At 69.9% G+C, this 23,349-nt stretch carries 16 protein-coding genes and 1 pseudogene; 10 read left to right on the forward strand and 7 right to left on the reverse strand.

Features of this window, described 5'->3' with window-relative positions:
- The first annotated feature begins 439 nt into the window (after window positions 1-439).
- Complete coding sequence (locus tag J7E88_RS01460) at window positions 440-1,672, forward strand: arginine deiminase (RefSeq protein WP_215176378.1); 1,233 nt, start codon at window positions 440-442, stop codon at window positions 1,670-1,672.
- A 62-nt stretch (window positions 1,673-1,734) separates the two neighbouring features.
- A complete protein-coding gene (gene argF, locus J7E88_RS01465; protein ID WP_215176380.1) occupies window positions 1,735-2,742 on the forward strand; it encodes an ornithine carbamoyltransferase in 1,008 nt (335 codons plus the stop codon).
- 213 nt (window positions 2,743-2,955) lie between these two features.
- Here argF and J7E88_RS01470 read toward each other — a convergent pair whose 3' ends face one another.
- A complete protein-coding gene (locus tag J7E88_RS01470; RefSeq protein WP_215176382.1) occupies window positions 2,956-3,375 on the reverse strand; it encodes an ATP-binding protein in 420 nt (139 codons plus the stop codon).
- A gap of 222 nt (window positions 3,376-3,597) precedes the next feature.
- Between J7E88_RS01470 and J7E88_RS01475 the strand changes: the two genes are divergently transcribed.
- The gene (locus J7E88_RS01475) at window positions 3,598-4,425 is read left to right on the forward strand and encodes an enoyl-CoA hydratase family protein (protein ID WP_215176384.1); all 828 of its coding nucleotides are present in this window, start codon (window positions 3,598-3,600) and stop codon (window positions 4,423-4,425) included.
- Window position 4,426: 1 nt separating this feature from the next.
- Window positions 4,427-6,730 (forward strand): bifunctional salicylyl-CoA 5-hydroxylase/oxidoreductase, encoded by a 2,304-nt coding sequence (locus J7E88_RS01480; protein WP_215176386.1) that lies wholly within the window; start codon window positions 4,427-4,429, stop codon window positions 6,728-6,730.
- Here J7E88_RS01480 and J7E88_RS01485 read toward each other — a convergent pair whose 3' ends face one another.
- Entirely contained in the window at window positions 6,731-7,546 is an 816-nt protein-coding gene (locus J7E88_RS01485) for a PaaX family transcriptional regulator C-terminal domain-containing protein (protein ID WP_215176388.1), read from the reverse strand.
- Window positions 7,547-7,550: 4 nt separating this feature from the next.
- Complete coding sequence (locus tag J7E88_RS01490; RefSeq protein ID WP_285427496.1) at window positions 7,551-9,167, reverse strand: AMP-binding protein; 1,617 nt, start codon at window positions 9,165-9,167, stop codon at window positions 7,551-7,553.
- A gap of 132 nt (window positions 9,168-9,299) precedes the next feature.
- Between J7E88_RS01490 and J7E88_RS01495 the strand changes: the two genes are divergently transcribed.
- The 3 genes from J7E88_RS01495 (at window position 9,300) to J7E88_RS01505 (ending at window position 12,670) form a co-directional block, all read left to right on the forward strand.
- Complete coding sequence (locus J7E88_RS01495; protein ID WP_215176390.1) at window positions 9,300-10,424, forward strand: acyl-CoA dehydrogenase family protein; 1,125 nt, start codon at window positions 9,300-9,302, stop codon at window positions 10,422-10,424.
- Entirely contained in the window at window positions 10,421-10,819 is a 399-nt protein-coding gene (locus J7E88_RS01500) for a RidA family protein (RefSeq protein ID WP_215176392.1), read from the forward strand. The genes J7E88_RS01495 and J7E88_RS01500 overlap by 4 nt, the downstream gene beginning before the upstream one ends.
- 372 nt (window positions 10,820-11,191) lie before the next feature.
- A complete protein-coding gene (locus J7E88_RS01505) occupies window positions 11,192-12,670 on the forward strand; it encodes an MFS transporter (protein ID WP_251021988.1) in 1,479 nt (492 codons plus the stop codon).
- A gap of 86 nt (window positions 12,671-12,756) precedes the next feature.
- On the opposite strand, the gene J7E88_RS01510 is transcribed toward J7E88_RS01505, so the two are convergent.
- From J7E88_RS01510 to J7E88_RS01520, 3 genes are all read right to left on the reverse strand, one after another.
- Entirely contained in the window at window positions 12,757-13,212 is a 456-nt protein-coding gene (locus tag J7E88_RS01510) for an SPW repeat protein (protein ID WP_215176396.1), read from the reverse strand.
- 329 nt (window positions 13,213-13,541) lie between these two features.
- Window positions 13,542-17,528 carry a glycoside hydrolase family 2 TIM barrel-domain containing protein gene (locus tag J7E88_RS01515; protein WP_215176399.1) on the reverse strand — a complete coding sequence of 1,329 codons (3,987 nt, stop codon included), beginning with the start codon at window positions 17,526-17,528 and terminating at the stop codon, window positions 13,542-13,544.
- A 614-nt stretch (window positions 17,529-18,142) separates the two neighbouring features.
- Complete coding sequence (locus tag J7E88_RS01520; RefSeq protein ID WP_251021989.1) at window positions 18,143-20,206, reverse strand: SpoIIE family protein phosphatase; 2,064 nt, start codon at window positions 20,204-20,206, stop codon at window positions 18,143-18,145.
- 904 nt (window positions 20,207-21,110) lie between these two features.
- On the opposite strand from J7E88_RS01520, the gene J7E88_RS01525 reads away from it, so the two are divergent.
- Entirely contained in the window at window positions 21,111-21,491 is a 381-nt protein-coding gene (locus J7E88_RS01525) for a hypothetical protein (protein ID WP_215176401.1), read from the forward strand.
- Between the two features lie 152 nt (window positions 21,492-21,643).
- A complete protein-coding gene (locus J7E88_RS01530) occupies window positions 21,644-22,168 on the forward strand; it encodes an SMI1/KNR4 family protein (protein WP_215176403.1) in 525 nt (174 codons plus the stop codon).
- Between the two features lie 245 nt (window positions 22,169-22,413).
- Here the strand turns inward: J7E88_RS01530 and J7E88_RS35440 are convergent.
- Window positions 22,414-23,134 (reverse strand): annotated as a pseudogene (locus J7E88_RS35440) (DDE-type integrase/transposase/recombinase).
- On the opposite strand from J7E88_RS35440, the gene J7E88_RS01540 reads away from it, so the two are divergent.
- Entirely contained in the window at window positions 23,025-23,327 is a 303-nt protein-coding gene (locus J7E88_RS01540; RefSeq protein ID WP_215176404.1) for a hypothetical protein, read from the forward strand. The pseudogene J7E88_RS35440 and the gene J7E88_RS01540 sit on opposite strands and share 110 nt — an antisense overlap.
- The last annotated feature ends 22 nt before the right edge of the window (window positions 23,328-23,349 follow it).

Raw genomic sequence — 23,349 nt, forward strand, 5'->3', positions numbered from 1 at the left:
GGCGCTGCATCGCGCGCTCGCCTGCGACGTGCGCCAGGAGGTACCGCGCCGTGGCGCCGTGCGCCGTGAGGCCATGACGCCACAGGCTGCCCGCACGTCATCGGCCGCGCCGACCCACCGACACACCGGCCCGATGCTGCCAGGTGCCGCGGCCCCGACGCCGTGCCGCACGGGCTGCCCGGATGCCATCGGCAGCGCCGAGCCCACCGCCCACGCCGCCGGCTGCCGCGCCCCCGACACCCCGCCTCACCGACCGCGCGGCCCCACGGGCCCCACGCTGCCAGGTGCCACGTCGCTGACGCAGTGAGGTAACCCGCCGCCCGGCCTGCGATGCCTGTGGCCCTGTCGAGGTGTGGACCGCCGCGTCGACGCCACGACCGCCGTGACAAGGTCGGCCGTTCGCCGGGTGAAGGGCCGTCCGCGCGGCGAGGATGGAGGTATGGGATTCCATGTCGACTCCGAGGCCGGGCGGCTGCGCCAGGTCATCCTCCACCGGCCCGATCTGGAGCTGAAGCGGCTGACGCCGAGCAACAAGACCGCGTTGCTCTTCGACGACGTGCTGTGGGTGCGCCGGGCACGTCAGGAACACGACGGCTTCGCGGACGTTCTGCGTGACCGAGGGGTGGAGGTGCATCTCTTCGGCGATCTGCTGCGCGAATCGCTGGAGATCCCCGAGGCCAGAAAGCTCGTGCTGGACCGCGTCTTCGACGAGAAGGAGTACGGGCCGCTCGCGACCGATCACCTGCGGGCCGCGTTCGACGCGCTGCCCACCTCCGATCTCGTCGAGGCACTGGTCGGGGGGATGACCAAGCGGGAGTTCCTGGCCGGTCACAGCGAGCCGACGTCCGTCCGCTTCCATGTGATGGACCTGGACGACTTCCTTCTCCACCCCCTGCCCAACCACATCTTCACCCGGGACACTTCGGCCTGGATCTACGACGGCGTCTCCATCAACGCGATGCGCTGGCCGGCCCGGCAGCGGGAGACGGTGCACTTCGAGGCCATCTACAAGCACCATCCGCATTTCGTGGGCGGGGAGGACGAGCCGTTCCACCACTGGTCGGAGGGGCAGGACGACTACCCCTCCACCATCGAGGGCGGCGACGTGCTGGTGATCGGCAACGGTGCGGTGCTGATCGGGATGAGCGAGCGCACGACACCGCAGGCCGTGGAGATGCTGGCGCGCGGGCTGTTCGCGGCAGGCTCGGCCCGCACGATCGTGGCCCTGGACATGCCCAAGCGCCGGGCGTTCATGCACCTGGACACCGTGATGACGATGGTCGACGGGGACACCTTCACGCAGTACGCGGGGCTCGGCATGCTCCGCTCGTACACCATCGAACCGGCCGACGGCATCGGCGCGCTCAAGGTGAGCGACCATCCGCCGGAGCGTATGCACGACGCGATCGCGGCGGCGCTCGGGCTGAAGGACATCCGGGTGCTGACCGCGACGCAGGACGTGCACTCGGCCGAGCGTGAGCAGTGGGACGACGGCTGCAATGTGCTCGCCGTCGAACCAGGTGTCGTCGTGGCCTACGAGCGCAACGTCACCACCAACACCCATCTGCGCAAACAGGGCATCGAGGTGATCGAGATACCGGGCAGTGAGCTGGGTCGGGGGAGGGGCGGTCCACGGTGCATGAGCTGTCCCGTGGAGAGGGATGCTGTATAGAGATGCATTCAGTCGTATAGACTTCCATGGTCACCGCATTTCGCGATCCAGGAGCAGCCACCATGGCGATACATCTCGAAGGCCGCCACTTCCTCAAGGAGCTGGATTTCACGGCCGAGGAGTTCCGTGGCCTGATCGGCCTGGCCGCTGACCTCAAGGCCGCCAAGCGGGCAGGTGCCGAGGTCCAGCGGCTGCGTGGAAAGAACATCGCGCTGATCTTCGAGAAGTCGTCGACCCGTACGCGCTGCGCCTTCGAGGTCGCCGCTGCCGACCAGGGCGCGTCCACGACCTATATCGACCCGTCCGGCTCCCACATCGGCAGCAAGGAGTCCGCCAAGGACACCGCCCGGGTGCTGGGCCGGATGTTCGACGCGATCGAGTTCCGCGGTGACGCGCAGGAGACCGTCGAGGAGCTGGCCCGGTATGCGGGGGTGCCCGTCTACAACGGGCTCACCGACGACTGGCACCCCACCCAGATGCTCGCCGAAGTGCTGACCATGACCGAGCACACCGACAAGCCGCTGGAGAAGATCTCCTTCGCGTACCTGGGTGACGCCCGCTTCAACATGGGCAACTCCTACTTGTTCACCGGTGCCCTGCTGGGCATGGACGTCCGCATCGTCGCGCCGCAGGCGTACTGGCCGGCCGAGGAGATCGTCGCCGCGGCCCGCCAGGCCGCCGAGGGGAGCGGTGCGCGGATCACCCTCACCGAGGACATCGCCGAGGGTGTGCGCGGTGCGGACTTCGTCGCCACTGATGTCTGGGTCTCGATGGGTGAGCCCAAGGAGGTGTGGGACGAGCGGATCAAGGCGCTCGGTCCGTACGCGGTGACCATGGACGTGCTGCGCGCGACCGGCAACGCGGATGTGAAGTTCCTGCACTGCCTGCCGGCCTTCCACGACCTGGACACCGCGGTCGCGCGCGAGATCCATGAGCGCCACGGGCTCTCGGAGCTGGAGGTGACCGACGAGGTCTTCGAGTCGGCCCACTCCGTCGTCTTCGACGAGGCGGAGAACCGTATGCACACGATCAAGGCGGTCATGGTCGCCACACTCGCCGCCGCTGAATAGCCATGCCCCCACGTGGGCGGCATGTACCGGCGGCGGGCAGGCCGTCATCGGTGGGGTCCGGCTCCCATGCCCGGCCCCACTCCCTTGTGCGCGACGAGCACGATCTGCGCGCGCCACGGCCCGCTTGCCGGCGCGGTCGCCTACGCGCTCCACGGCCGGCGCCGCTCGCCGCCGGCCGCCGGCCCGTCATCCGTTGCCGGACGCCGGAGCTCGTCAGCGCCGTGCGGGCAGGGTGAACCAGACCGCCTTGCCGCGGTCCGTAGGGCGGTGTCCGCAGGTCGAGCTGAGCGTCCTCACGAGCAGCAGTCCGCGGCCGTGCTCCTGCCACGGATCGGGCATATGAGCCGGCGCCGCCGGTGAGAGATCGCCGGGAGGCGCCGGATCGGCGTCGTGCACCTCTACATGACAGCCCGTGGGCATCAGCTCGATCACCAGCTCTATGGGCACGCAGTGCGAGGTGTGCTCCACCGCGTTGGCCACCAGTTCCGCCGTGAGCAGCTCGGCCGTGTCGCTGTCCGGCGACGCCTCGATGTCCATCAGTGCGGCGCGGATCATCGCACGGGCCATGGGTACGGCCGCCGTGGTGTGCGGCAGCGCGATGCGCCAGGAGGCGTAGTCGGGTGCTTCGGGCACGGGGGATGTCCGTTCGGTGGCGGTGGTGTGTTCACCCTACGAACACCTTCACGCCCGACAAGAGCCCCGAGGGCTCCCTGCCGGGAGCTGTGCCTGAACCGGGACGCGCCCCCAGCACTGTCACAAGACGGATATCGCGTACTCGTGACGGCAGTCACGAATGAGTGATAGCTTCGAACGGCAGGCAGCAGCACGACCGTCCGCCGAAGGAGGCCCCACTCCATGAGCCCCTTTTCCGGTTCCGCGACGCGCACCGAGCGGTGGCGCCACCTGCGGCTGACACGACAGGACGGCGTGGCGAACGTCACGCTGGAGCGGCCCGACAAGCTCAACGCGCTCACCTTCGGCGCGTACGCCGACCTGCGCGATCTGCTCGCCGAGCTCTCCCGCGAGCGCTCCGTACGGGCGCTCGTGCTCGGCGGCGAGGGCCGCGGCTTCTGCTCGGGCGGCGACGTCGACGAGATCATCGGCGCGACCCTGTCCATGGACACCGCCCAGCTCCTGGACTTCAACCGGATGACCGGACAGGTCGTCCGCGCGATCCGGGAGTGCCCCTTCCCCGTCATCGCGGCGGTGCACGGGGTGGCCGCCGGAGCGGGCGCGGTGCTGGCGCTGGCCGCCGACTTCCGGATCGCCGACGCCTCGGCGAAGTTCGCCTTCCTGTTCACCAGGGTGGGGCTGTCCGGCGGCGACATGGGCGCGGCGTACCTGCTGCCGCGGGTCATCGGGCTCGGCCACGCCACCCGGCTGCTGATGCTCGGCGAACCGGTGCGCGCGCCCGAGGCCGAACGGATCGGTCTGCTCAGCGAACTGGTCGACGAGGGCGAGGCGGACAAGCGTGCGGCCGAGCTGGCCCGGCATCTCGCGGACGGGCCCGCGCTGGCGTACGCGCAGACCAAGGCCTTGCTCACCGCCGAACTGGACATGCCGCTCGCCGCCGCCGTCGAGATGGACGCGGCCACCCAGGCGCTGCTGATGAACGGTGAGGACTACGCGGAGTTCCACGCCGCCTTCACCGAGAAGCGTCCGCCCAGCTGGCAGGGCCGCTGACATGCCCCCTGTCCCGCCGCCCCGTGCCTCCCGCCCCCTGCGCGTCGCCGTCATCGGCGGCGGACCCGGGGGACTGTACGCCGCCGCGCTGCTCAAGCGGCTCGACCCGGCCCGCGACATCACCGTCTACGAACGCAACGCGCCGGACGACACCTTCGGCTTCGGTGTCGTCCTCTCCGACGAGACGCTGGGCGGCATCGAGCACGCCGACCCCGTGGTCCACGGCGCGCTGCGGGACGAGTTCGTCCGGTGGGACGACATCGACGTCGTCCACCGCGGACACGTCCTCACCTCCGGCGGGCACGGCTTCGCCGCACTCGGCCGGCGACGGCTGCTGGAGATCCTGCACGAGCGCTGCGCGTCCCTCGGCGTACGCCTACGCTTCCGCACGCCCGCGCCGCCCGCCGCCGACCTCGCCGCGGACCACGACCTCGTCATCGCCGCGGACGGCGTGCACAGCGCCACCCGGGAGGCCCACGCCGACGCGTTCGGCCCCCGGATCACGACCCACCGCTGCCGCTACATCTGGCTCGCCGCCGACTTCGCCTTCCCCTCCTTCCGGTTCGAGATCGCCGAGACCGAGCACGGCGTCATGCAGCTGCACGGCTACCCCTTCGCGGCCGACGCCTCCACCGTCATCGTCGAGATGCGCGAGGAGGTTTGGCACGCCGCGGGCTTCGACGAGCTCGACGAGCAGGAGTCCGCCGCACGCTGCGCCAAGATCTTCAGCGAGGCTCTCGACGGCCGTCCCCTGCGGGGCAACTCCTCCGCCTGGACCGCTTTCCGTACCGTGGTCAACGCGCGCTGGTCGCACGCCAACATCGTCCTCCTCGGCGACGCCGCCCACACCGCGCACTTCTCCATCGGCTCGGGCACCAAGCTCGCCGTCGAGGACGCCCTCGCCCTCGCCGCCTGCGTCCAGGAGCATCCCGACCTGGCCGCGGCACTCGCCGCTTACGAGAGCGAGCGCCGTCCCGTCGTCGAGTCCACCCAGCGGGCCGCCGCCGCGAGCCTGCGCTGGTTCGAGGAGCTCGCGACCTATCTCGGCCAGCCGCCCCGGCAGTTCGCCTTCAACCTGCTCACGCGCAGTCGCCGGGTCACGCACGACAATCTGCGGCTGCGTGATGCCGCCTTCACCGGGGCCGTGGAGCGGGACTTCGGATGCCCGCCGGACACCCCGCCCATGTTCACTCCCTTCCGGCTGCGGGGACTGACCCTGCGCAACCGTGTCGTCGTCTCGCCCATGGACCTGTACGTCGCGCAGGACGGGCTCCCCGGCGACTTCCACCTCGTCCACCTCGGTGCGCGTGCGCTCGGCGGCGCGGGCCTGGTGATGACCGAGATGGTGTGCGTGAGCCGCGAGGGCCGGATCACCCCCGGTTGCACCGGCCTCTACACCGACGAACAGGCCGCCGCATGGCGCCGCGTCACCGACTTCGTCCACCACCGGGCGCCGGGCACCGCGATCGGCGTCCAGCTCGGCCACTCCGGCCGCAAAGGCTCCACCAAGCTGATGTGGGAAGGCATCGACCAGCCGCTGGACGAGGGCAACTGGCCCGTGTCCGCCGCTTCCCCGCTCCCGTACCGCCCCGGCGTCAACCAGGTCCCGCACGCACTCGACCGCGCCGGACTCGCCGAGGTCCGCGCCCAGTTCGCCGCGGCCACCCGCCGCGCGGCCGACAGCGGCTTCGACCTCCTCGAACTTCACTGCGCGCACGGCTACCTGCTCTCCGGCTTCCTCTCCCCGCTGACCAACCGGCGCACGGACGGCTACGGAGGCTCCCTGGAGGGCCGGCTCCGCTTCCCGCTGGAGGTCTTCGACGCGATGCGGGACATCTGGCCGCAGGACCGGCCCATGACCGTCCGCGTCTCCGCGACCGACTGGGCCGAAGGGGGTACCACCCCCGAGGACTCCGTCGCGATCGCGCGCGCCTTCGCCGCCCACGGCGCCGACGCGATCGACGTCTCCACCGGCCAGGTCGTGCCGGACGAACGTCCCGAGTACGGCCGCTCGTACCAGACCCCGTACGCCGACCGGATCCGCAACGAGACGGGCGTCCCGGTCATCGCCGTGGGCGCCATCTCCTCCTGGGACGACGTCAACTCGATCCTGCTCGCCGGCCGCGCCGACCTCTGCGCCCTGGCCAGGCCGCACCTCTACGATCCCCACTGGACCCTGCACGCGGCGGCCGACCAGGACTACACCGGAGAGGCCGCTCTCTGGCCGCTGCCGTACCGCGCGGGCAGCCGCAAGCCCCCGACGGGCCGCACCGACGCCCCGCGGCCCCGGCTCGCCCTGAGCTGATCAGCCTCGTGCGCCCAGTACGAAGGCCGCGCCCGCGTCCCGCAGCCGCGCGTGCAACCGGGCGAAGACCTCCCACGAGCGCCCGCCGGGCCAGCCCTGGGGCAGCAGCTCGGCGGGCAGCCCCGGGTCCGCGTACGGCAGCCGTCGCCAGGAATCCAGGGCCGGCAGATAGTCCCGGTAGGCGTCCTCTGCGGGGGTGTCCTCCCTCGCCTCCCACGAGCGCAGCACCGGCTCGTGCAGATCGAGGAACTCCTCGTGCTGTTTGGCGATCGCCGCCAGGTCCCACCAGCGCGAGACCGCCTCCGCCGTGGGCGTGAAACCGAGATGCTCGCCGCGGAACAGGTCCACGTACGCGTCGAGCTGGAGGCGGCGCAGGGTGTGCTGCGTCTCGTCGAACAGCCGGGCCGGAGCGATCCACACGCCCGGTGCCGCCGCCCCGAAGCCCAGCCTGACCAGGCGGGAGCGCAGTAGATGCCGCTTGTGACGTTCCGCCTCGGGGACGGAGAAGACGGCGATGACCCAGCCGTCGCCGAGGTCGGCCGACGAGGCCGCGTAGATCCTCCGGTCGCCGTCGTCGAGGAGCTGACGGGCGTCCGCGGACAGCGCGTAACCGGCCGCGCCGTCCGCGGTGCGTTCGGCCACCAGCAGTCCGCGGCGTTTGAGCCGGGACACCGAGGACCGCACCGACGGCGGGTCCACGCCGAGGGCGCCCAGCAGCCGGATGAGCTCGGCCACGGCGAGGGAACCCGTGTGCTCGCGTCCGTAGGCGCCGTACAGGGTGACGATCAGGGATCGGGGGGTGTGCTGCTCGGCCACGTGATCACTCTAGAGCGCGCAGCCGGTAGCGCTGCAGCTTGCCGGTCGGTGTACGCGGCAGGGCGTCGAGGAACACGATCTCGCGCGGGCACTTGTACGGCGCGAGGCGCTGTTTGACCGACTCGGTCAGCTTCTCGGCCGTGCCGTCGCCGCGCTCCGCGCCCTCGCGCAGCACGACACAGGCGACCACGATCTGGCCGCGCAGCTCGTCGGGCCGCCCGACGACCGCTGCCTCGGCCACGTCGGGGTGGTGCAGCAGGGCGTCCTCCACTTCGGGGCCCGCGATGTTGTACCCGGCCGAGATGATCATGTCGTCGGCGCGTGCGACGTAGCGGAACCAGCCGTCCGGTTCGCGTACGTAGGTGTCGCCCGTGATGTTCCAGCCGCCGCGCACGTACTCCCGCTGCCGGGGGTCGGACAGATAGCGGCAGCCGACCGGACCGCGTACGGCCAGCAGCCCCGGCTCGCCGTCGGGCAGCGGCATGCCCTGCTCGTCCACCACGCGGGCCTGCCAGCCCGGTACGGGGATGCCGGTGGTGCCCGGCCGGATCGCGTCGTCCGCCGCGGAGATGAAGATGTGCAGCAGTTCGGTGGCACCGATGCCGTTGATGAGGCGCAGACCGGTCCGCTCGTGCCAGGACCGCCAGGTCGCCGCGGGCAGGTTCTCACCGGCCGACACACACCGTCGCAGCGAGCCGATGTCGTGGCCGTCGAGGTTGTCCAGCATCACGCGGTAGGCGGTGGGGGCCGTGAACAGGACCGACACCCGGTGCTCCGCGATCGCGGGCAGCAACTGCGCCGGGCCCGCCTGTTCCAGCAGCAGCGTGGACGCCCCGGCCCGCATCGGGAAGACCACGAGACCGCCGAGCCCGAAGGTGAACCCCAGCGGGGGACTGCCGGCGAACACATCGTCCGCCTCGGGCCGCAGCACATGGGCCGAGAAGGTGTCGGCGATCGCCAGGACGTCCCGGTGGAAGTGCATGCAGCCCTTGGGACGGCCGGTGGTGCCGGAGGTGAACGCGATGAGCGCGACGTCGTCGGCGGCCGTCGCGACCGCCTCGTACGGCTCCGGGGGCCGCGCCGCCGCCAGCCGCAGCAGGTCCTCGGGCCCCTCGCCGCCGTAGGTGGTGATCCGCAGCCCGGGCACCTCGGCCTTGACCAGGTCGTCGACCGACCGGACGTCGCACAGGGCGTGGCGGGCCGCGGCCATCTCGCACACCGTGGCCAGCTCCTTCGCCCGCTGCTGGGCCAGCACGGTGACCGCGACCGCGCCCGCCTTGAGGACGGCGAGCCAGCAGGCCGCGAGATGGGGCGTGGTCGGCCCCCGCAACAGGACCCGGTTGCCGGGGACCACGCCCAGGTCACCGGTGAGGACATGGGCGATCCGGTCGACCTGCTCACGCAGCTCGCCGTACGTCCAGACCCCGCCTGCGCCCGTACGGAAGACGGGCCGGCCGGAGCCGTGGCGCGCGATGGTGCCGTCCAGGAGCTCGGCGGCGCAGTTGAGGCGTCGCGGGTACCGGAGCGAGGGCAGATCGAAGACCATCTCCGGCCACTCGTCGACGGGCGGCAGACGGTCGCGCGCAAAGGTGTCCAGGTGGGCCGAGGGTGTCAGCTCCATGGTTCGCCCCTCTTCTGGTGGTGGGGTCGCGAAACGAGCGTATCGTGATGGTGACGACAGTCAACGGTCCGCGATACCGTGCTTTTCGCCGGGGGACACCCCGGACCTCCAGCCGTACGAAGTGGGGCGCGAATGCCCGTATTCTCACTCGATCCGGTACAGACCGCCTGGTGTGCCGAGCTGCGCACGCTGGCCGCCACCCGATTGCGCCCTCTCGCGGAGAAGGGCGAACCGGGGCACGTCAACCGCCCCTTGGTGGCGGCCCTCGGCGAACTCGGGCTGCTGGAACGCCTCTTCACGGCCGGCGCCCTCGAACTGTGCCTGCTGCGCGAGTCGCTGGCGTACGGCTGCACCGAGGCCGAGACCGCCCTCGCGCTCCAGGGCCTCGGCACCTCCCCGCTGGTCCGGGCGGGCACCGACGCCCAGCGCCGGCGCTGGCTCCCCGAGGTCATGGCCGGGCGGGCGGTCGCGGCCTTCGCGCTGAGCGAGCCCGACGCCGGCTCGGATGCCGCCGCGCTCACTCTGAAGGCGGTGCCGGACGGGCGCGGCTGGCGGCTCAGCGGCGAGAAGCGGTGGATCTCCAACGCCCCGGAGGCCGATTTCACTTCCGTCTTCGCGCGGACCACCGAAGGCGCGGGCGCGCGCGGCGTCACCGCGTTCCTCGTCCCAGCCGACCGGCCCGGACTCACCGGCACCGCTCTCGACATGCTCTCCCCGCACCCGATCGGCGCGCTCACCTTCGACGACGTCCCGGTGACGGCCGACGACCTGCTCGGCGAGCCGGACCGCGGCTTCCGCGTCGCGATGGACACGCTCAATCTCTTCCGCCCCAGCGTCGGCGCGTTCGCCGTGGGGATGGCGCGCGCCGCCCTGGACGCGACCCTTGCGCACACCGCGCACCGCAGGGCCTTCGGCGGCGCGCTCAAGGACCTGCAGTCGGTCGCCCACACGGTCGCCGAGATGGCCACCCGCACCGAGGCCGCCCGCCTGATGGTGTACGCGGCGGCCTGCGCGTACGACGAGGGAGCGGCCGACGTGCCGACACGTTCCGCGATGGCCAAAATGCTCGCGACGGAAACCGCGCAGTACGTCGTCGACTCAGCAGTCCAGCTGCACGGCGCCCGCGCCCTCCAGCGCGGCCACCTGCTCGAACACCTCTATCGAGAGGTCCGAGCCCCCCGCATCTACGAGGGTGCGACCGAGGTCCAGCGCACGATCATCGCCAAGGAGCTGTACGCGGGGGAGGCGTCCCGATGAGCCTGCAACGGCACAACCCGGTCGAGCTGTCGCCCCCCACCGGCTTCTCCCACGCCGTCACCGCCTCCGGTACCCGGCTGGTGTTCCTCGCGGGCCAGACCGCCCTGGACACCGAGGGCAAAGTCGTCGGAAGCACGCTGCCCGAGCAGTTCGAGAGGGCCCTGACCAATCTGCTCGCCGCGCTGGCCGCGGCCGGCGGCACCCCGCACGACCTCGCCCGCGTCACCGTCTACGCCACGGATGTCGCCGACTACCGCGCCCATGCCGTCGAACTGGGCCGTATCTGGCGTCGGTTGGCGGGCCGCGACTACCCGGCCATGGCGGTGATCGGCGTGGTCAGGCTGTGGGACGACGCGTGCCTGGTCGAGGTGGACGGGACGGCCGTCCTGCCCTGACCTGCGGCCGCACCCGCCCCCCTGCCCGTCGCCCTCCTGCCGCACGGTCGCCGACCGGTCAACTGCGAGCGCCGGGGAGCGTGTTGAGACCGGGGACAGCCGGGCGCGGGTGGCGGCAGACCAACCGGTGAAACCGGCCGCCGCAGCGGTCCTTCATGCCGGAGCCGCCCGGCGCCCGCCCATGATCGAGTGGTGACCCCCTCGGGGCCGGGCTTAACGTCGAACAGTGGACGAAGCCGTCTGCAAACCCGCTGAACGGGTGACATCCGAAAGGGATGTGCCACGACAGAGGCACGATGCGCCATGACCACCCCGCGACCGGCATCAGCGACATCGGACACCGCCCCCGAACGGGGCGGAGGCGGGAACGCGATGGCGCTCCTCGTCATCGCCTCCTGCCAGCTGATGGTGGTCCTCGACATCACCATCGTGAACATCGCGCTGCCGCACATCCAGAGGTCGCTGGACTTCTCCACCACCACCCTGTCGTGGGTGGTCAACGCCTACACGCTGACCTTCGGCGGACTGCTGCTGCTCGGCGGGCGCATCGGTGACATCCTCGGCCGTCGCCGCGTCTTCATCTTCGGTGTGCTGCTGTTCGTCGTCGCCTCGCTGCTCGGCGGACTCGCCCAGAACGGCGGCCAGCTGCTCGCCGCCCGTGCCCTCCAGGGCGTCGGTGGGGCGATCGCCTCACCGACCTCGCTGGCCCTGATCACCACCACCTTCAAGGAAGGCCCGGAACGCAACCGGGCCTTCGGCGCCTTCGCGGCCGTCTCGGCGGGCGGCGGCGCGATCGGGCTGCTGGCGGGCGGCATGCTCGTCGAATGGCTCGACTGGCGCTGGGTGCTGTTCGTCAACGTGCCGATAGGACTGCTGATCGCGCTCGCCGCCCCGCGCCACCTCAGGGAGTCCGAGCGGCACCCCGGGCACTTCGACCTCCTCGGCGCGCTGACCTCGACCCTGGGCATGGCGGCCCTGGTCTACGGGTTCATCCGCGCGGCACAGGAAGGCTGGCGCGACGGTTTCACGCTGGCGTCCTTCGCGGCGGCCGTGGTGCTGCTCGCGCTCTTCATCACCGTCGAGCGGCGCTCGAAACAGCCGATCACCCCGCTGCACATGTTCGACAACCGCAACCGGGCGGGCACGTACGGCATCATGCTGTGCCTCGCTGCGGCGATCTTCGGGATGTTCTTCTTCCTCACCCTCTTCGTCCAGAACGTGCTGGGCTTCGGCCCTCTGCAGGCCGGACTCGCCTTCCTGCCGGTCAGCGCCGTGATCGCGGTGGGCGCGGGAACGGCCTCGCAACTGCTGCCGAAGTACGGCCCGAAGCCCTTCATGGTGACCGGTGCGCTGCTCACCGCGATCGGCCTGGCGTGGCTGACCCTGACCGACGTCCATTCCACCTACGCGGGCAGCGTCCTCGGCCCCATGCTGGTCTTCAGCCTCGGGATGGGCATGCAGTTCGTCTCACTGACCCTGATGGCGCTCTCGCGGGTGCCGGTGCACGAGTCCGGCGCCGCGTCCGGCCTGCTCAACGCCACCCAGCAGGTGGGCGGTTCGCTCGGGCTGTCCATCCTGGTCACCGTCTTCGGCACGGCCAGCACCAACGAGGCCAAGGACCAGATCCCTCGCTTCATGTCCCAGGCGACACCGGCGGAACGGCTCCGGTTCGTGCGCACGGGCCAGCTGCCGGCCCCGTGGAGCGACCAGGTCCTGACCTCCGGCGTGTCCGCCGCCTTCATCGTGGCCGCGGTCTTCACCGCCCTCTCCGCGGTGATCGCCCTGATCGTGATCCAGGTCCGCCCCGACGACCTGGAACGCCTCAAGGGCGGCACGACGCCGGGGCCGTGAGCGTCACGCCGCGGCCCATAGCTGTGGTCGGAGCGGTCGGCAAGGGCCCCGGCACTCGTGCCGGGGCCCTTGCTGGTTGTGACAGGTCAGCTCATCGCAGAGGGACCAACGGACCGGCCGCGTCCGCGTTCGGTCCGAGCGCCGGCGGCCATGGCCAGGGCGCACAGAAGGGCGACGACGCCGACGATCACGTTGTTGACAACGGTTCGCGTGGTGTCGACGTTTCCGGCGACGAGCCACGGCGAGATGATCGTGAAGGCGCCGATGAGGCATGCCGCCCATGCCATGGCGTGAGTGCGTTCGTACGCGGATCCCAGGCCGCTCATGCAGACCGCATAGGCGATACCGAGGATCAGGTTGGTCACCGCCAGGGCGGTGACGCCGCTGAAGCCGGCGATCCACGGCGATGCCGCGAGATAGACGCCGGTCACCAGTGCCAGTGCTTCGACGGCCTGGGCCAGGGGATTGGTCGTCGCCCGCTCGAAGCGGGAACGCATCTCGGCCAGGTCCGGGTGTTGTGTGATGTCTGAACGGGTGGTCATGGTGGGCCGCCTCCTGTCAGCAGCCTTATCTGTCCTTTATGTCCTATGGAACGCCTGTCGGGCCGCGAGGTCAAATGGGCCATCTCCGCGCGGCGGACGGCAGCGAGACAACGAACGCCGTTGGTGTCCGGTGGTCCGGCATGCGAGGGCCGAAGTGCGGACCTGATCCTTACTGGCACCTGATCTGTTCGAAACTGCAAGATTCAAAAAGACAGCAAACACATCCTGTCGTCGACAGGATGTCGCCGACAACCGGGCCTCGGCGACGTGACCACGGGCCCTCGGCGACGTGACCACTCCGCACCCCAGAGCCCGGAACGAAGACGGAGCTAGGCGGAGAACTCCGTCGCCGTCGGCCGGCGCGACGCCGCCATCGCGTCGCGGGCGCCGGCCAGCGGGCGCAGCCGGTAGGTGTAGGAGTAGTCCTCGCCCGCGAACAGCTTGTACTCGTCGTGCGTGTGCGCGCCCCAGCTGTCGTCACCACCCACACCCATCTGCCGGTGGTTCAGCCGTAGTACGACCTCGTCCCGCGGGGTCAGCTGGTAGTCGTGGCGGGCACCGACCGACAGGTCCTCCGGGGTGAAATGGGAGGCGTTGACCTCCAGCAGTGGTTCTCCGGAGGCGAGCAGCCCCTTGCCGCTGCCATCCGTCAGCGCCACCCACCGCACGTCCGTCTTGTTGCCGTTCTCCTGCGGGCGGATGTAGGGGGTCCACTGTTCGGAGACGGTGCCGGAATACAGCCCCACGTCGGTGCCGTTGTTGCGGTCCCAGTGGTTCTCCTCGGGCCCGCGGCCGTAATAGTGCAGGTGCTCCAGACGCCCGGGCAGGAAGAGCATCGTGCCGACCTCCGGGATGTACGGAAGACCTGGCGCGCCCGGGTGCAGGGTGTTGTCGACCTTGATCTCGCCGTTGCCGAAGACCGTGTAGGTCGTGGTGTACGCGGACTCCGTCGAGGTGGGCAGGATTCCCCTCACGGTGATCTCGACGGCCCGATCGCCCAGCCCGCGCACCTGGACCTCCGTCACCTTGCGGTCGCTGCCGGCGTAGCGCCAGGTGCCGTTCCGGCGGGGCTGTCCGTTGCCGACGTCGTTGTCGGTCGGGGCACGCCAGAAGTTCGGCGCGGGGCCTGAAGTGATCAGCCGGTCGCCGCCCGACTCGTACGAGGTGATGATGCCGCTGCCCTTGTCGACGGTGACGGAGAAGTCCTCGCCCGCCACCGTCACGGAGCCGTCGCCTTCCTCGTAGCTCAGGGCCGGCACGGAGTCCAGCGGCCGGGGCGTCACGGCGGGGCCGCCGGCCTCGACGGCGAGCTGTTGCCCGGCCACCTCGAATCCGGCCTTCGCCCACTTCGTTGGCTCCTTGGTGGTGAACGACAGCCGGAGGAAATACTCGGCGCCCGGCGCCGGGTCGTCCGGCAGTGTGAAGGGGACGGTGATCTCCTTGCCGGACAGCGGGGCGATGTCGAGCTGGGCGCGGGTCAGCTCTCCGCGTTGCACCGTCTCGCCGTCGGCGATCAGGGCCCAGCTGCCATGGAACTCGCGGAGGTTCGTGAACAGGTACTCGTTGGTGACGGTGACCCGCCCGGAGGCCGCGTCACCGCCGGCGGCCGTCACATTGATCGCCTGATGGACCTGCTTGATCTCCGCGGCCTTACCGGTGTGCCCGCGGTCGGCGGTGACGATGCCGTCGGCGACGAAGTTGCCGTCGTTGGGACTGTCGCCCCAGTCACCGCCGTAGGCGAGGAACGTCGGCTCCAAGGGCCGCCTCTCCTTGAAGCCGACTGTGGCCGCGTCGAACCAGAACCGCACGTCGTCGTCGCCGGGGCCGCGGGAGTCGGAGGCGAGCTCGGCCGCGCTCAGGGCGCGGGCATAGACGCGCGCCCGCCGGATGGTGCCGCTGAACTCCCGGGTCCAGTTGTCCGCGTCGGTGGCGAGCGCGAGCGGCGTGGTGGTGCTGTCGGGCCTCTTGGAAGTGGTCCTGGTGGCCTTGGCCTCGCCGTCGACGTAGAGGGCCAGCGTGCCCGCCGCCGCGTCGAAGACGCCCGCGATGTGGTGCTCGGCGCCGGTCCAGCTCTGCGGCAGCGGCCAGCTCGCGGTGATCCACCGGCCGCCGGAGTGGATGAAGAACTCCAGGTTGCCGCCCGTCTGCTTGAGGGCGTACTGGGTGTCGCCCTTGGCGAGGACGGGCTGGTGGCGGCCGGTGACCTGCTGTGTCACCCAGGCTTCCAGGGTCAGTGAGCCGGTGATGTCGAGCCCGGCGTCGCGTTGGAAGACGGTGCCCCCGCTGACGCCCCTGTCGCGGTCGAAGGTGCCACTGGGGGCGAGGATCTCGCCCCTCACCGCGCCGGGTCCGGCCTCGGTGAACAGCTTGCGCGTCGGAGTGGGCCAGCTGAGGGACTGGTCGGCGAAGTCCCAGATCCACCCGCCCTGCAGCACATCGAAGCGGCGGATGACGTCCCAGTACTTCCTGAAGTTGCCGTTCGAGTTGCCCATCGCGTGGGAGTACTCGATCAGGACGAACGGCCGGGTGTCGGCGGTGTCCTTGGCGCGCTGCTCGACCTGCGCGGGCTTGGTGTACATCTCCGAGCGGATGTCGCTGATCCCGGGACGGTCGTCGCCCTCGTACTGGATGACCCGGGTGGGGTCGTAGGAGCGAATCCATTGGTTCATGGCGACGAAGGCGGAGCCCCTGCCGGCCTCGTTGCCGAGCGACCAGATGACGGCGGAGGCGTGGTTCTTGTCGCGGTGGACCATGTTCTTGGCGCGGGCCACGCATGCCTTCGTCCAGTCCGCGTGGTTTCCCGGGTAGTTGTCACGGATGCCGTGGGTCTCGAGGTTGGTCTCGTCCACCAGGTACAGGCCGTACTCGTCGGCCAGTTCCAGCCACAGCGGGTTGTTGGGGTAGTGCGAGGTGCGGACGCTGTTCATGTTCAGCCGCTTGACGACCTCGATGTCCTTGACCATGTCCGCGCGGGTCAGCGACATGCCCCGGCGGGGGTGCATCTCGTGCCGGTTCGTGCCGCGCAGGGAGACGGGCTTGCCGTTGATGCGCATCAGCCCGTCCCTGAGCGCGAACTCCCGGAAGCCCACCCGGTGCGACAGCGTCTCGGTCACCCTGCCCGCCGGGTCGCGCAGCCGCAGCACGGCGGTGTAGAGGTTCGGGTGCTCGGCGGACCACAGCTTCGGTTCCGGTACGGCCTTGGCGGCCTGCACGGTCACGTCTTCCCCTGCGGGAGCGGAGCCCAGGTCGGCGGGCTGCCGCAGCGGGCGGGGCCAGACCGGGTGCCCGTCCGCGTCGTAGAGCTGGGTCTCGACGGTGTACGTCCCGTTCCCGGATGCCCCGTCGGGGCCGTAAGCGCGCACGGAGGCGGTGACGGACAGCTCGGCGGCCGTGTAGCCGTCGCGGAGCGGGGTGTCGAGCTTGAAGTCCCGCAGGTGGACGGTGGGGGTGGAGAAGAGGTGGACCGAGCGGAAGATCCCGCTCAGCCGGATCATGTCCTGGTCCTCCATCCAGTCGCCGTCGGAGAAGCGGTAGACCTCCACCGCGATCTGGTTGCGGCCGGGCCTGAGGTGCGGGGTGATGTCGTACTCCGCGGAGGTGAAGGAGTCCTCGCGGTAGCCCACCGGCTCGCCGTTGATCCACACGTAGTGTGCGGACTTCACCCCCTCGAAGTGCAGGAACACCTGCCGTCCCGCCCACTGCCGGGGGACGGTGAAGGTGCGGCGGTACTGGCCGACGGGGTTGTAGCGGGTCGGTGCGAAGGGCGGCTGAGCCTCCTCGCCCTGGCCGTTGGCGCCCCACCAGGGGTACGTGATGTTGGTGTAGATCGGGAAGTCGTACCCGTGCAGCTGCCAGCACGACGGCACCGGGATGGTGTCCCAGGAGCTGTCGTCGAGGTCGGTGCGATGGAAGTCGGGGTCGCGGTGGTCAGGGCGGTCGGCGCAGGCGAATCGCCACGTCCCGTCGAGATCGAGCCGCCATGGCGAGCGGGTCCGGTCACCGGCCAGGGCTTGATCGACGTCCGCGTACGGCATGAGCGTGGTGTGCGGCGGCTCGGAGCCGACGTCGAAGATCGCGATGTTGTCGGTCCACTCCGGGGAGCCGTTGGCCGGCGGTTCCCAGGCGGCGGGCGCGGCGTCTGCGTGTACGGGGGCGCCGGCGGGCAGGGCCGTGGGGAGGGCGGAGAGGGCGAGCGCGCCGAAGCCTGCGGCTCCGCTCCCCAGAAGTCGGCGGCGGCTGACGTCTTCGGGACGGCGGGCGGGCTGATGGGCGCGGCCCGCCCCGGCGCCGGCTCCCGTACGTCTGCTGGTCGTCATGTCGATGCGGCTCCTTGCGTGGGACGTCGGCGCTACCTGGCGTTCGATATTTCGTCACACGTTCGAAATGCTGGGCGCGACGGTAGTGACGCGAGAGGAAGCGTGTCAACGGCTCGTCGGTGCATGTCTCCTTTTGGCGCAAGGGCGTTGACGAAGGCTCACCGAGGGCGACATTCTTCGGCGATCGAAATTCCGCATGCCGTCCGATAGTTCGAATTGCCGGGGCATCGGGTCACACACGACCACCCTTTAGATCCTGAGGTGGAAGGCCGACGGAACCGACTTCGCCATACCGGTGGTTGACGCGCTGCCGCTGTCCGCGGCGCACAGCGCGCTGAGCACTGTGGGGCGGCGAGCCGTGCGACAGATCGCGTGTTGCAGTCGCTGAAGGTGTCGGCCCTGAGAAGCGCCTGAAGTTCGTCGCCTTCGTCGAGATCGGCAAGCAGCCCGAGTAGCGGCGGCAGTTGCGGCCGGGCGGGATGGAAGGAGATCTGACCGCCGAGGAAGCGGCCGGACGCTGTCCCGTCCTCGTGGACGGTGAGCCGGCCAATTCGGAGGAATGGAGCCATCCGCAGAGCGTGACGAGGATGGTCGCGGGGCCGGTCGGCGGAGGTTCAGCTGGAGTTGAGGCGGGCGGCGAGGAGTGCGATGTCGTCGTCGGCGGAGGCGGGTGTCAGGTGGGTGAGCAGGCGGTCGCACAGGTCGCCGAGGGATGGCGCGGGCTGTGTGAGGAGGTGGGTGAGTTCAGCGAGGCGTTCGTCGATGTCGCTGCCGCGGGCTTCGACGAGTCCGTCGGTGTACAGGAGGAGGGTGCTGCCGGGCTGGAGGGTGACTTCGGTGGTGGTGTAAGGGGTGCCGCCGACGCCGAGCGGGACGCCGGGTGGCACGTCCAGGAGGCGGGCGGTTCCGTCGGGTGAGACGGCGGCGGGCGGGGGGTGGCCGGCGCAGGCCATGCGGCACAGGCCGCTCACGGGGTCGATGATCGCGTAGAGGAAGGTGGCGAGCATCGGCTCGGCGAGGTCTTCCAGTACGGCTTCCAGCTGGCGCAGGAGGTTCTCGGGTCGGAGGTCGAGGCGCGCCAGGGCGCGGACGCTGGCGGACAGTCTCCCCATGACGGCTGCGGCCGCGGTGCCGTGTCCCATGACGTCGCCGATGACGAGCGCGGTCTTGCCGTCATCGAGGCGGATCACGTCGTACCAGTCGCCGCCGACTTCGTTGACGTCGCCGGCGGGCAGGTAGCGGTGGGCGACCTCGATCATCACGGGGGAGGGGATGTACTGGGGCAGCATGCTGCGCTGGAGGATGAGGGCGGTGTCGTGTTCGCGGTGGTAGAGGCGGGCGTTGTCCACGCAGACGGCGGCGCGGGCCGCGAGTTCGACGGCGAGGCTCACGTCCTCGTCGGTGAACGGGCCGACGGGCCGGCTGCGGTACAGGGTGGCGAGGCCGAGCACGACGCCGCGGGCGGACAGCGGCACCATCATGAACGAGTGGACTCCCTGCTCGAGAAGTCGTGCCGGGGCCGGCGAGTGGCGGGCAGCAGGGGCGATGGCTTTGTCGTCGAGCCGTGCGATGACGAACGGTTCACGATCAGCGAGGACCTGAGTGTAGGGCGCTCCGGCGGGGAAGGTGAGGGTTCGTCCGAGCGGGGCGAGGAGGTCCGCGATACGCGAGCCGGCCAGGGGAGCCTTTCCGAGGCGGCGCAGGGCGGTGCCGCCGAGCAGGCCCGGGCCGAGGTCATCGCCCGTGGTGAGTGAGTCGACCACATCGACGGTGACGGCGTCGGCCAGGTCGGGCACGGCGACGTCCGCGAGCTCTTGAGCGGTGCGCTCCAGGTCGAGACTGGTGCCGATCTTGACGCTGGCTTCGTTGACCAGGGCCAGGCGGCGCCGGCCCGCTTCGGCTTCGAGCTGGGCCTGCTGTTGGGTGGTGATGTCGATCAGGGAGGCGGTCAGCCCGATGGCTCGTCCGTCGGGGTCTTCCAGCCTGACGTAGGAGCAGGACCAGACCCGATCGTGGTCGGGGTCCGCGGGCGTGCGGCCGGTGCGGCGGAAGTCGAGGATTGGTTGCCCGGTTGTCAGGACCTGCTGCATGGCGGCTTCCATGTCGGCGGCGTTCACCGTGGGCAGCAGCTCAACTACGCGGCGTCCGATGTGGGCGTTCTCGGGCAGGCCGTTCATGGCCTGCAAGGCTTGATTCACGCGGAGGAATCGCAACTGAGTGTCGAGCACGGCGATGCCGACGGGGGAGCGGACGAACAGCCCGTCCCATACCGCGGAGGAACCGCGGATGCCACGAGCGGTATGGGCGTCTGCCGCGAAGATCAGTACGGTGGTGCCGCCGCGGTGGCGCGCCGGGACGGGGGCCGCCCATATCTCCAGCTCGAGTGGATGTCCATCGCGGTGCCAGGTGGTCACGGTGGCCATGACCCCGCGGTCGGTGCTCGCGCTGTCCCACAGAGACCGGCCGAGGCTGCGGTCGGTGCCGGGATGCAGCAGCTCGGCGATGGGCCGGCCCACGACTTCTCGCGAGGGATAACCGAGCAGAGCCTCGGCCCCGTGGTCCCAGCGCACGATCGTCCCCTCAGCGCTTGTGGCCACGACCGCGATCCGTAGCTCCCCAAGCCAGCCGCCCGCGTCCCAGGCAGCACCACCGGAAACATCGTCCACGGGTGCCCGCATCACCACACTCCGTATCTGCCGCGCACGCCCCGTTCCCGTTCTCCAGTATCGACGCGCAACCGCCACGTCGCCCCTTCAGCATCATGCGCATCGTCACGGCGACCTGCGAGGAATGGCGGGCTCCGCGAGCCTCTCCACGTCGGGTGGGGCCCCACCTCGTCAGCCCGGTCGAGGCGGACTGGCTTCCAGCCGCTCGCCGACCCGGACCGTTACCGTTGGGCCGGGCCGCTTCCGGCACCGGGCGCAGGTCGATGTTTCTGTGGGGCGGCGCGCAGGCTTGCTCACACTGACGGCCAGGTCATCGACGGCCGGTCGGGTGTTGCGGCGATCTTGAATCGCTCCAATGGCGGTGCCCCAGCAGCGCGCCACCGCGTGACGCTGTCCCGTCGGCGTGGACGGTGAGCCGGGCCAATTCGCAGGAGTAGAGCCATCCGAGAGCGGGACGCGGATGGTTCCGCCGGGCCGGGTCTGCTCGATCAGCTCGTGAGAGAGGGTGAGGAGCCCGCGCGTGGCGATCAATCAGGACGGGCTCGACAAGAGGGCGGATGTGGCGCATCCCTGGCTGAGTCCCTTCGACGCCCCAGCGCTCGCGAGCGAATCCGCGCTGATCCTGAGCGACCTGGAGAATCACGACCAGGCTCTGACACAAGCCGGGGAAGCGGACGCTGCGGGAAGTGGGACGGACACGGTCTCTTGCAATGAGCCGCATCGTCCTCGTGGACGTCCACGTCCGACGAGGAGATCTCGATGCCGCGGTGAGCGTCGGACACGAGTTGCTCAGCGCGAGCCCTACGCTCGGGTCGATCCGTGTCGTGCACCAACTTGACGACCTGCGTCTGCTGGAGTCCCACAAGGGGAACGGGCTGGTACGGGAGTCCCACACCCGCCGATCCAGACGCGTGGAATGCATACCTCGCCGAAGGCAACGCCACACAGGGCGGAACGTGAGATCCGCTGGCAGGCGGCGCTGGAGAAGGCCAAGCAGCAAGCTGTTCAGGACCAACTCGCCGAGAAGCTCGGCGAAGAGGCCAGGCGTTGGCGGGAGGCGGCTGCACTGGGCGAGTACTGCGACGCCCTGGAACGTCGTCTCGCCGAGTTGGACAGCGCTCAGGAAGAGGCGGATCCGGCCGCGCCCGATGCTGGCTGCAGTGGGCACGTGGTTACGTGCAGGCGATCGATCCTTGTTGTAGGTCTGCTGGGCCTCGGTCAGCTCGCCTCCGGCGGGCTTCTCGAGGCTGGAGTGGCGGACCAGGGCTCCAGCACCTCAATCTGTGTATGCGCATAGCGGAATATCCGACCATGCTTGACTCTGGGGAAGAACTGGGAAGCAGACCAGCCAGTTGGGCACTACCTCCAAGCCCGGCCCTTCAGGGCGGGGTCAAGTTGATGGAATCCTGGAGGTCAATGATGAGTGAAGTACGAGAAGCGTGGGGGCAAGTGCTGGCATGGCTGGAGGAGCACGCCCCGGCCAGCAGAGCCACACTGGGCGGCCCCGCGACGCAGGAGGAGATACGTTCCACCGAGGCGCGTCTCGGTGTGGAGTTCCCTGTCCAGTTGCGGGAGTTCCTTCAGATCAACAACGGCCATCCTCATCCAGATGACCCCCAGGCTCTTGTCGGTGACGACTGCCACTACGTTCTTCCGTGCGCTCACGAACTGTTGAACCTGAGTCTGATGGAGAAGAACTACGATCATCAGCGCTGGGCATGGAACAACCAAGGAGATGGTGTTGTCTGGGATCAGCACTGGATACCTTTCGCCTCCGATGAAGATGGAATGTGCGGCATGTTCATCGATGTTCGTACCGGCGAGGTGGGCAAGTGGGGTGACTATGGCGAGTTGGAGCCCGCAGTGTTCCCGTCGCTTGCCGCCTTCTTCGTAGGGGAATTCGAGGAGATGAACAGCTCTCACGGAATCCAAACGGCCACATTCCGTAACGGTTTCGTTTCCTGGATCGACTGATACGCGCACGAGGATTGGCCTCGATTCGTCAGCGGGATTCGGTGGCTGACCTGCTCGACAGTTCGCCCGTGCCAGTGGCCCCTGATGCAGGCGGCGGGCTCGGCCGGGGTGGCGCCGAAGGCATCCAGGCCGGTGATCAGGTAGACGCGCTAGATCGTCAGCTTCCCGGTGGCGAGGTCGCGGCACCATCGAGACGGCGGATTCCATCGCGGTGGTTGGGCTTTGACCCCGGATCTTGAACACGTCTATGCGGCTCGGGTCAGGGTAGTTGATGTTGAGTGGAAGGTGTTCTCGTAAGCGATCGGGGATCGCTGGCGCCGAGCCGGGAAGGCCAACGTCGGCTGTTGTAGCGGCACAGTCAGCGGAAGGCATCGAGGCGGGCCTCACGCTCGCTCGACCAGCCCTTTCGCCCCCTCAGCGTCTCCCTTTTGAAGCTTGTGTTGAACGATTCCGTGGCGGCGTTGTCCGTGCTGCTGCCTACTGTGCTCATGCTCTGGCGGACGCCGGCCCGGCGGCAGGCGGCGGCGAAGGCCCGGCTCGTGTACTGGGCCCCGTGATCGGTGTGCATCACGGCTCGGCGAGGCTGCCGCGAGTCCGCTCGGCCGCCGCGAGGGCGTCGGTGACGAGCTCGGTGCGCATGTGGTCGGCGATCGCCACCCGGCCCCGGGCCGCTCATCGGCGGTGCGCCGGGCCGTGCGGTCCGGGGCGGTGCGCGCCAGTAGTAGAAGCTCGAGCGGGCGATGCCCAGGATGTCGCAGAGCCGCTTGATGCCGAATCGGCGCTGGTGATCCTCAACGAACTGGCAGAGGGTTACCAGCGCGTCTCTCCCGCGAAAGACCGGGCTGCCTTGCGCAGGATGTCCCGCTCCTCCTCCCACACGCGGATCCAGTTCGGCAGCGTCTCGGTGTTCACTCCGAGGTCGGTGGCGACCGACTTGATCGTCGCTTCCGGACGGGACCGGTACAACTACAACGCAACGGAGGCGATCTGCCGCTGGGCCAGGACTGCGCCGTGGTGGTCCATCACGGCCGGCAACTGGATCACGGTCGCGGTCTGGGTGCGCGTGCCTCGCACGGTCTTGCCGTTGACGGCGACGGCCCGCTGGGCCGGCCGCTTCGGGGGTGGTTCGGGTGGCGCCGGTGGCGGGGTTCTCGCCTGAAGAGGGCCACCAGAATCCTGGT

It is taken from the genome of Streptomyces sp. ISL-10 (assembly GCF_018614575.1).
Lineage (GTDB): Bacteria > Actinomycetota > Actinomycetes > Streptomycetales > Streptomycetaceae > Streptomyces.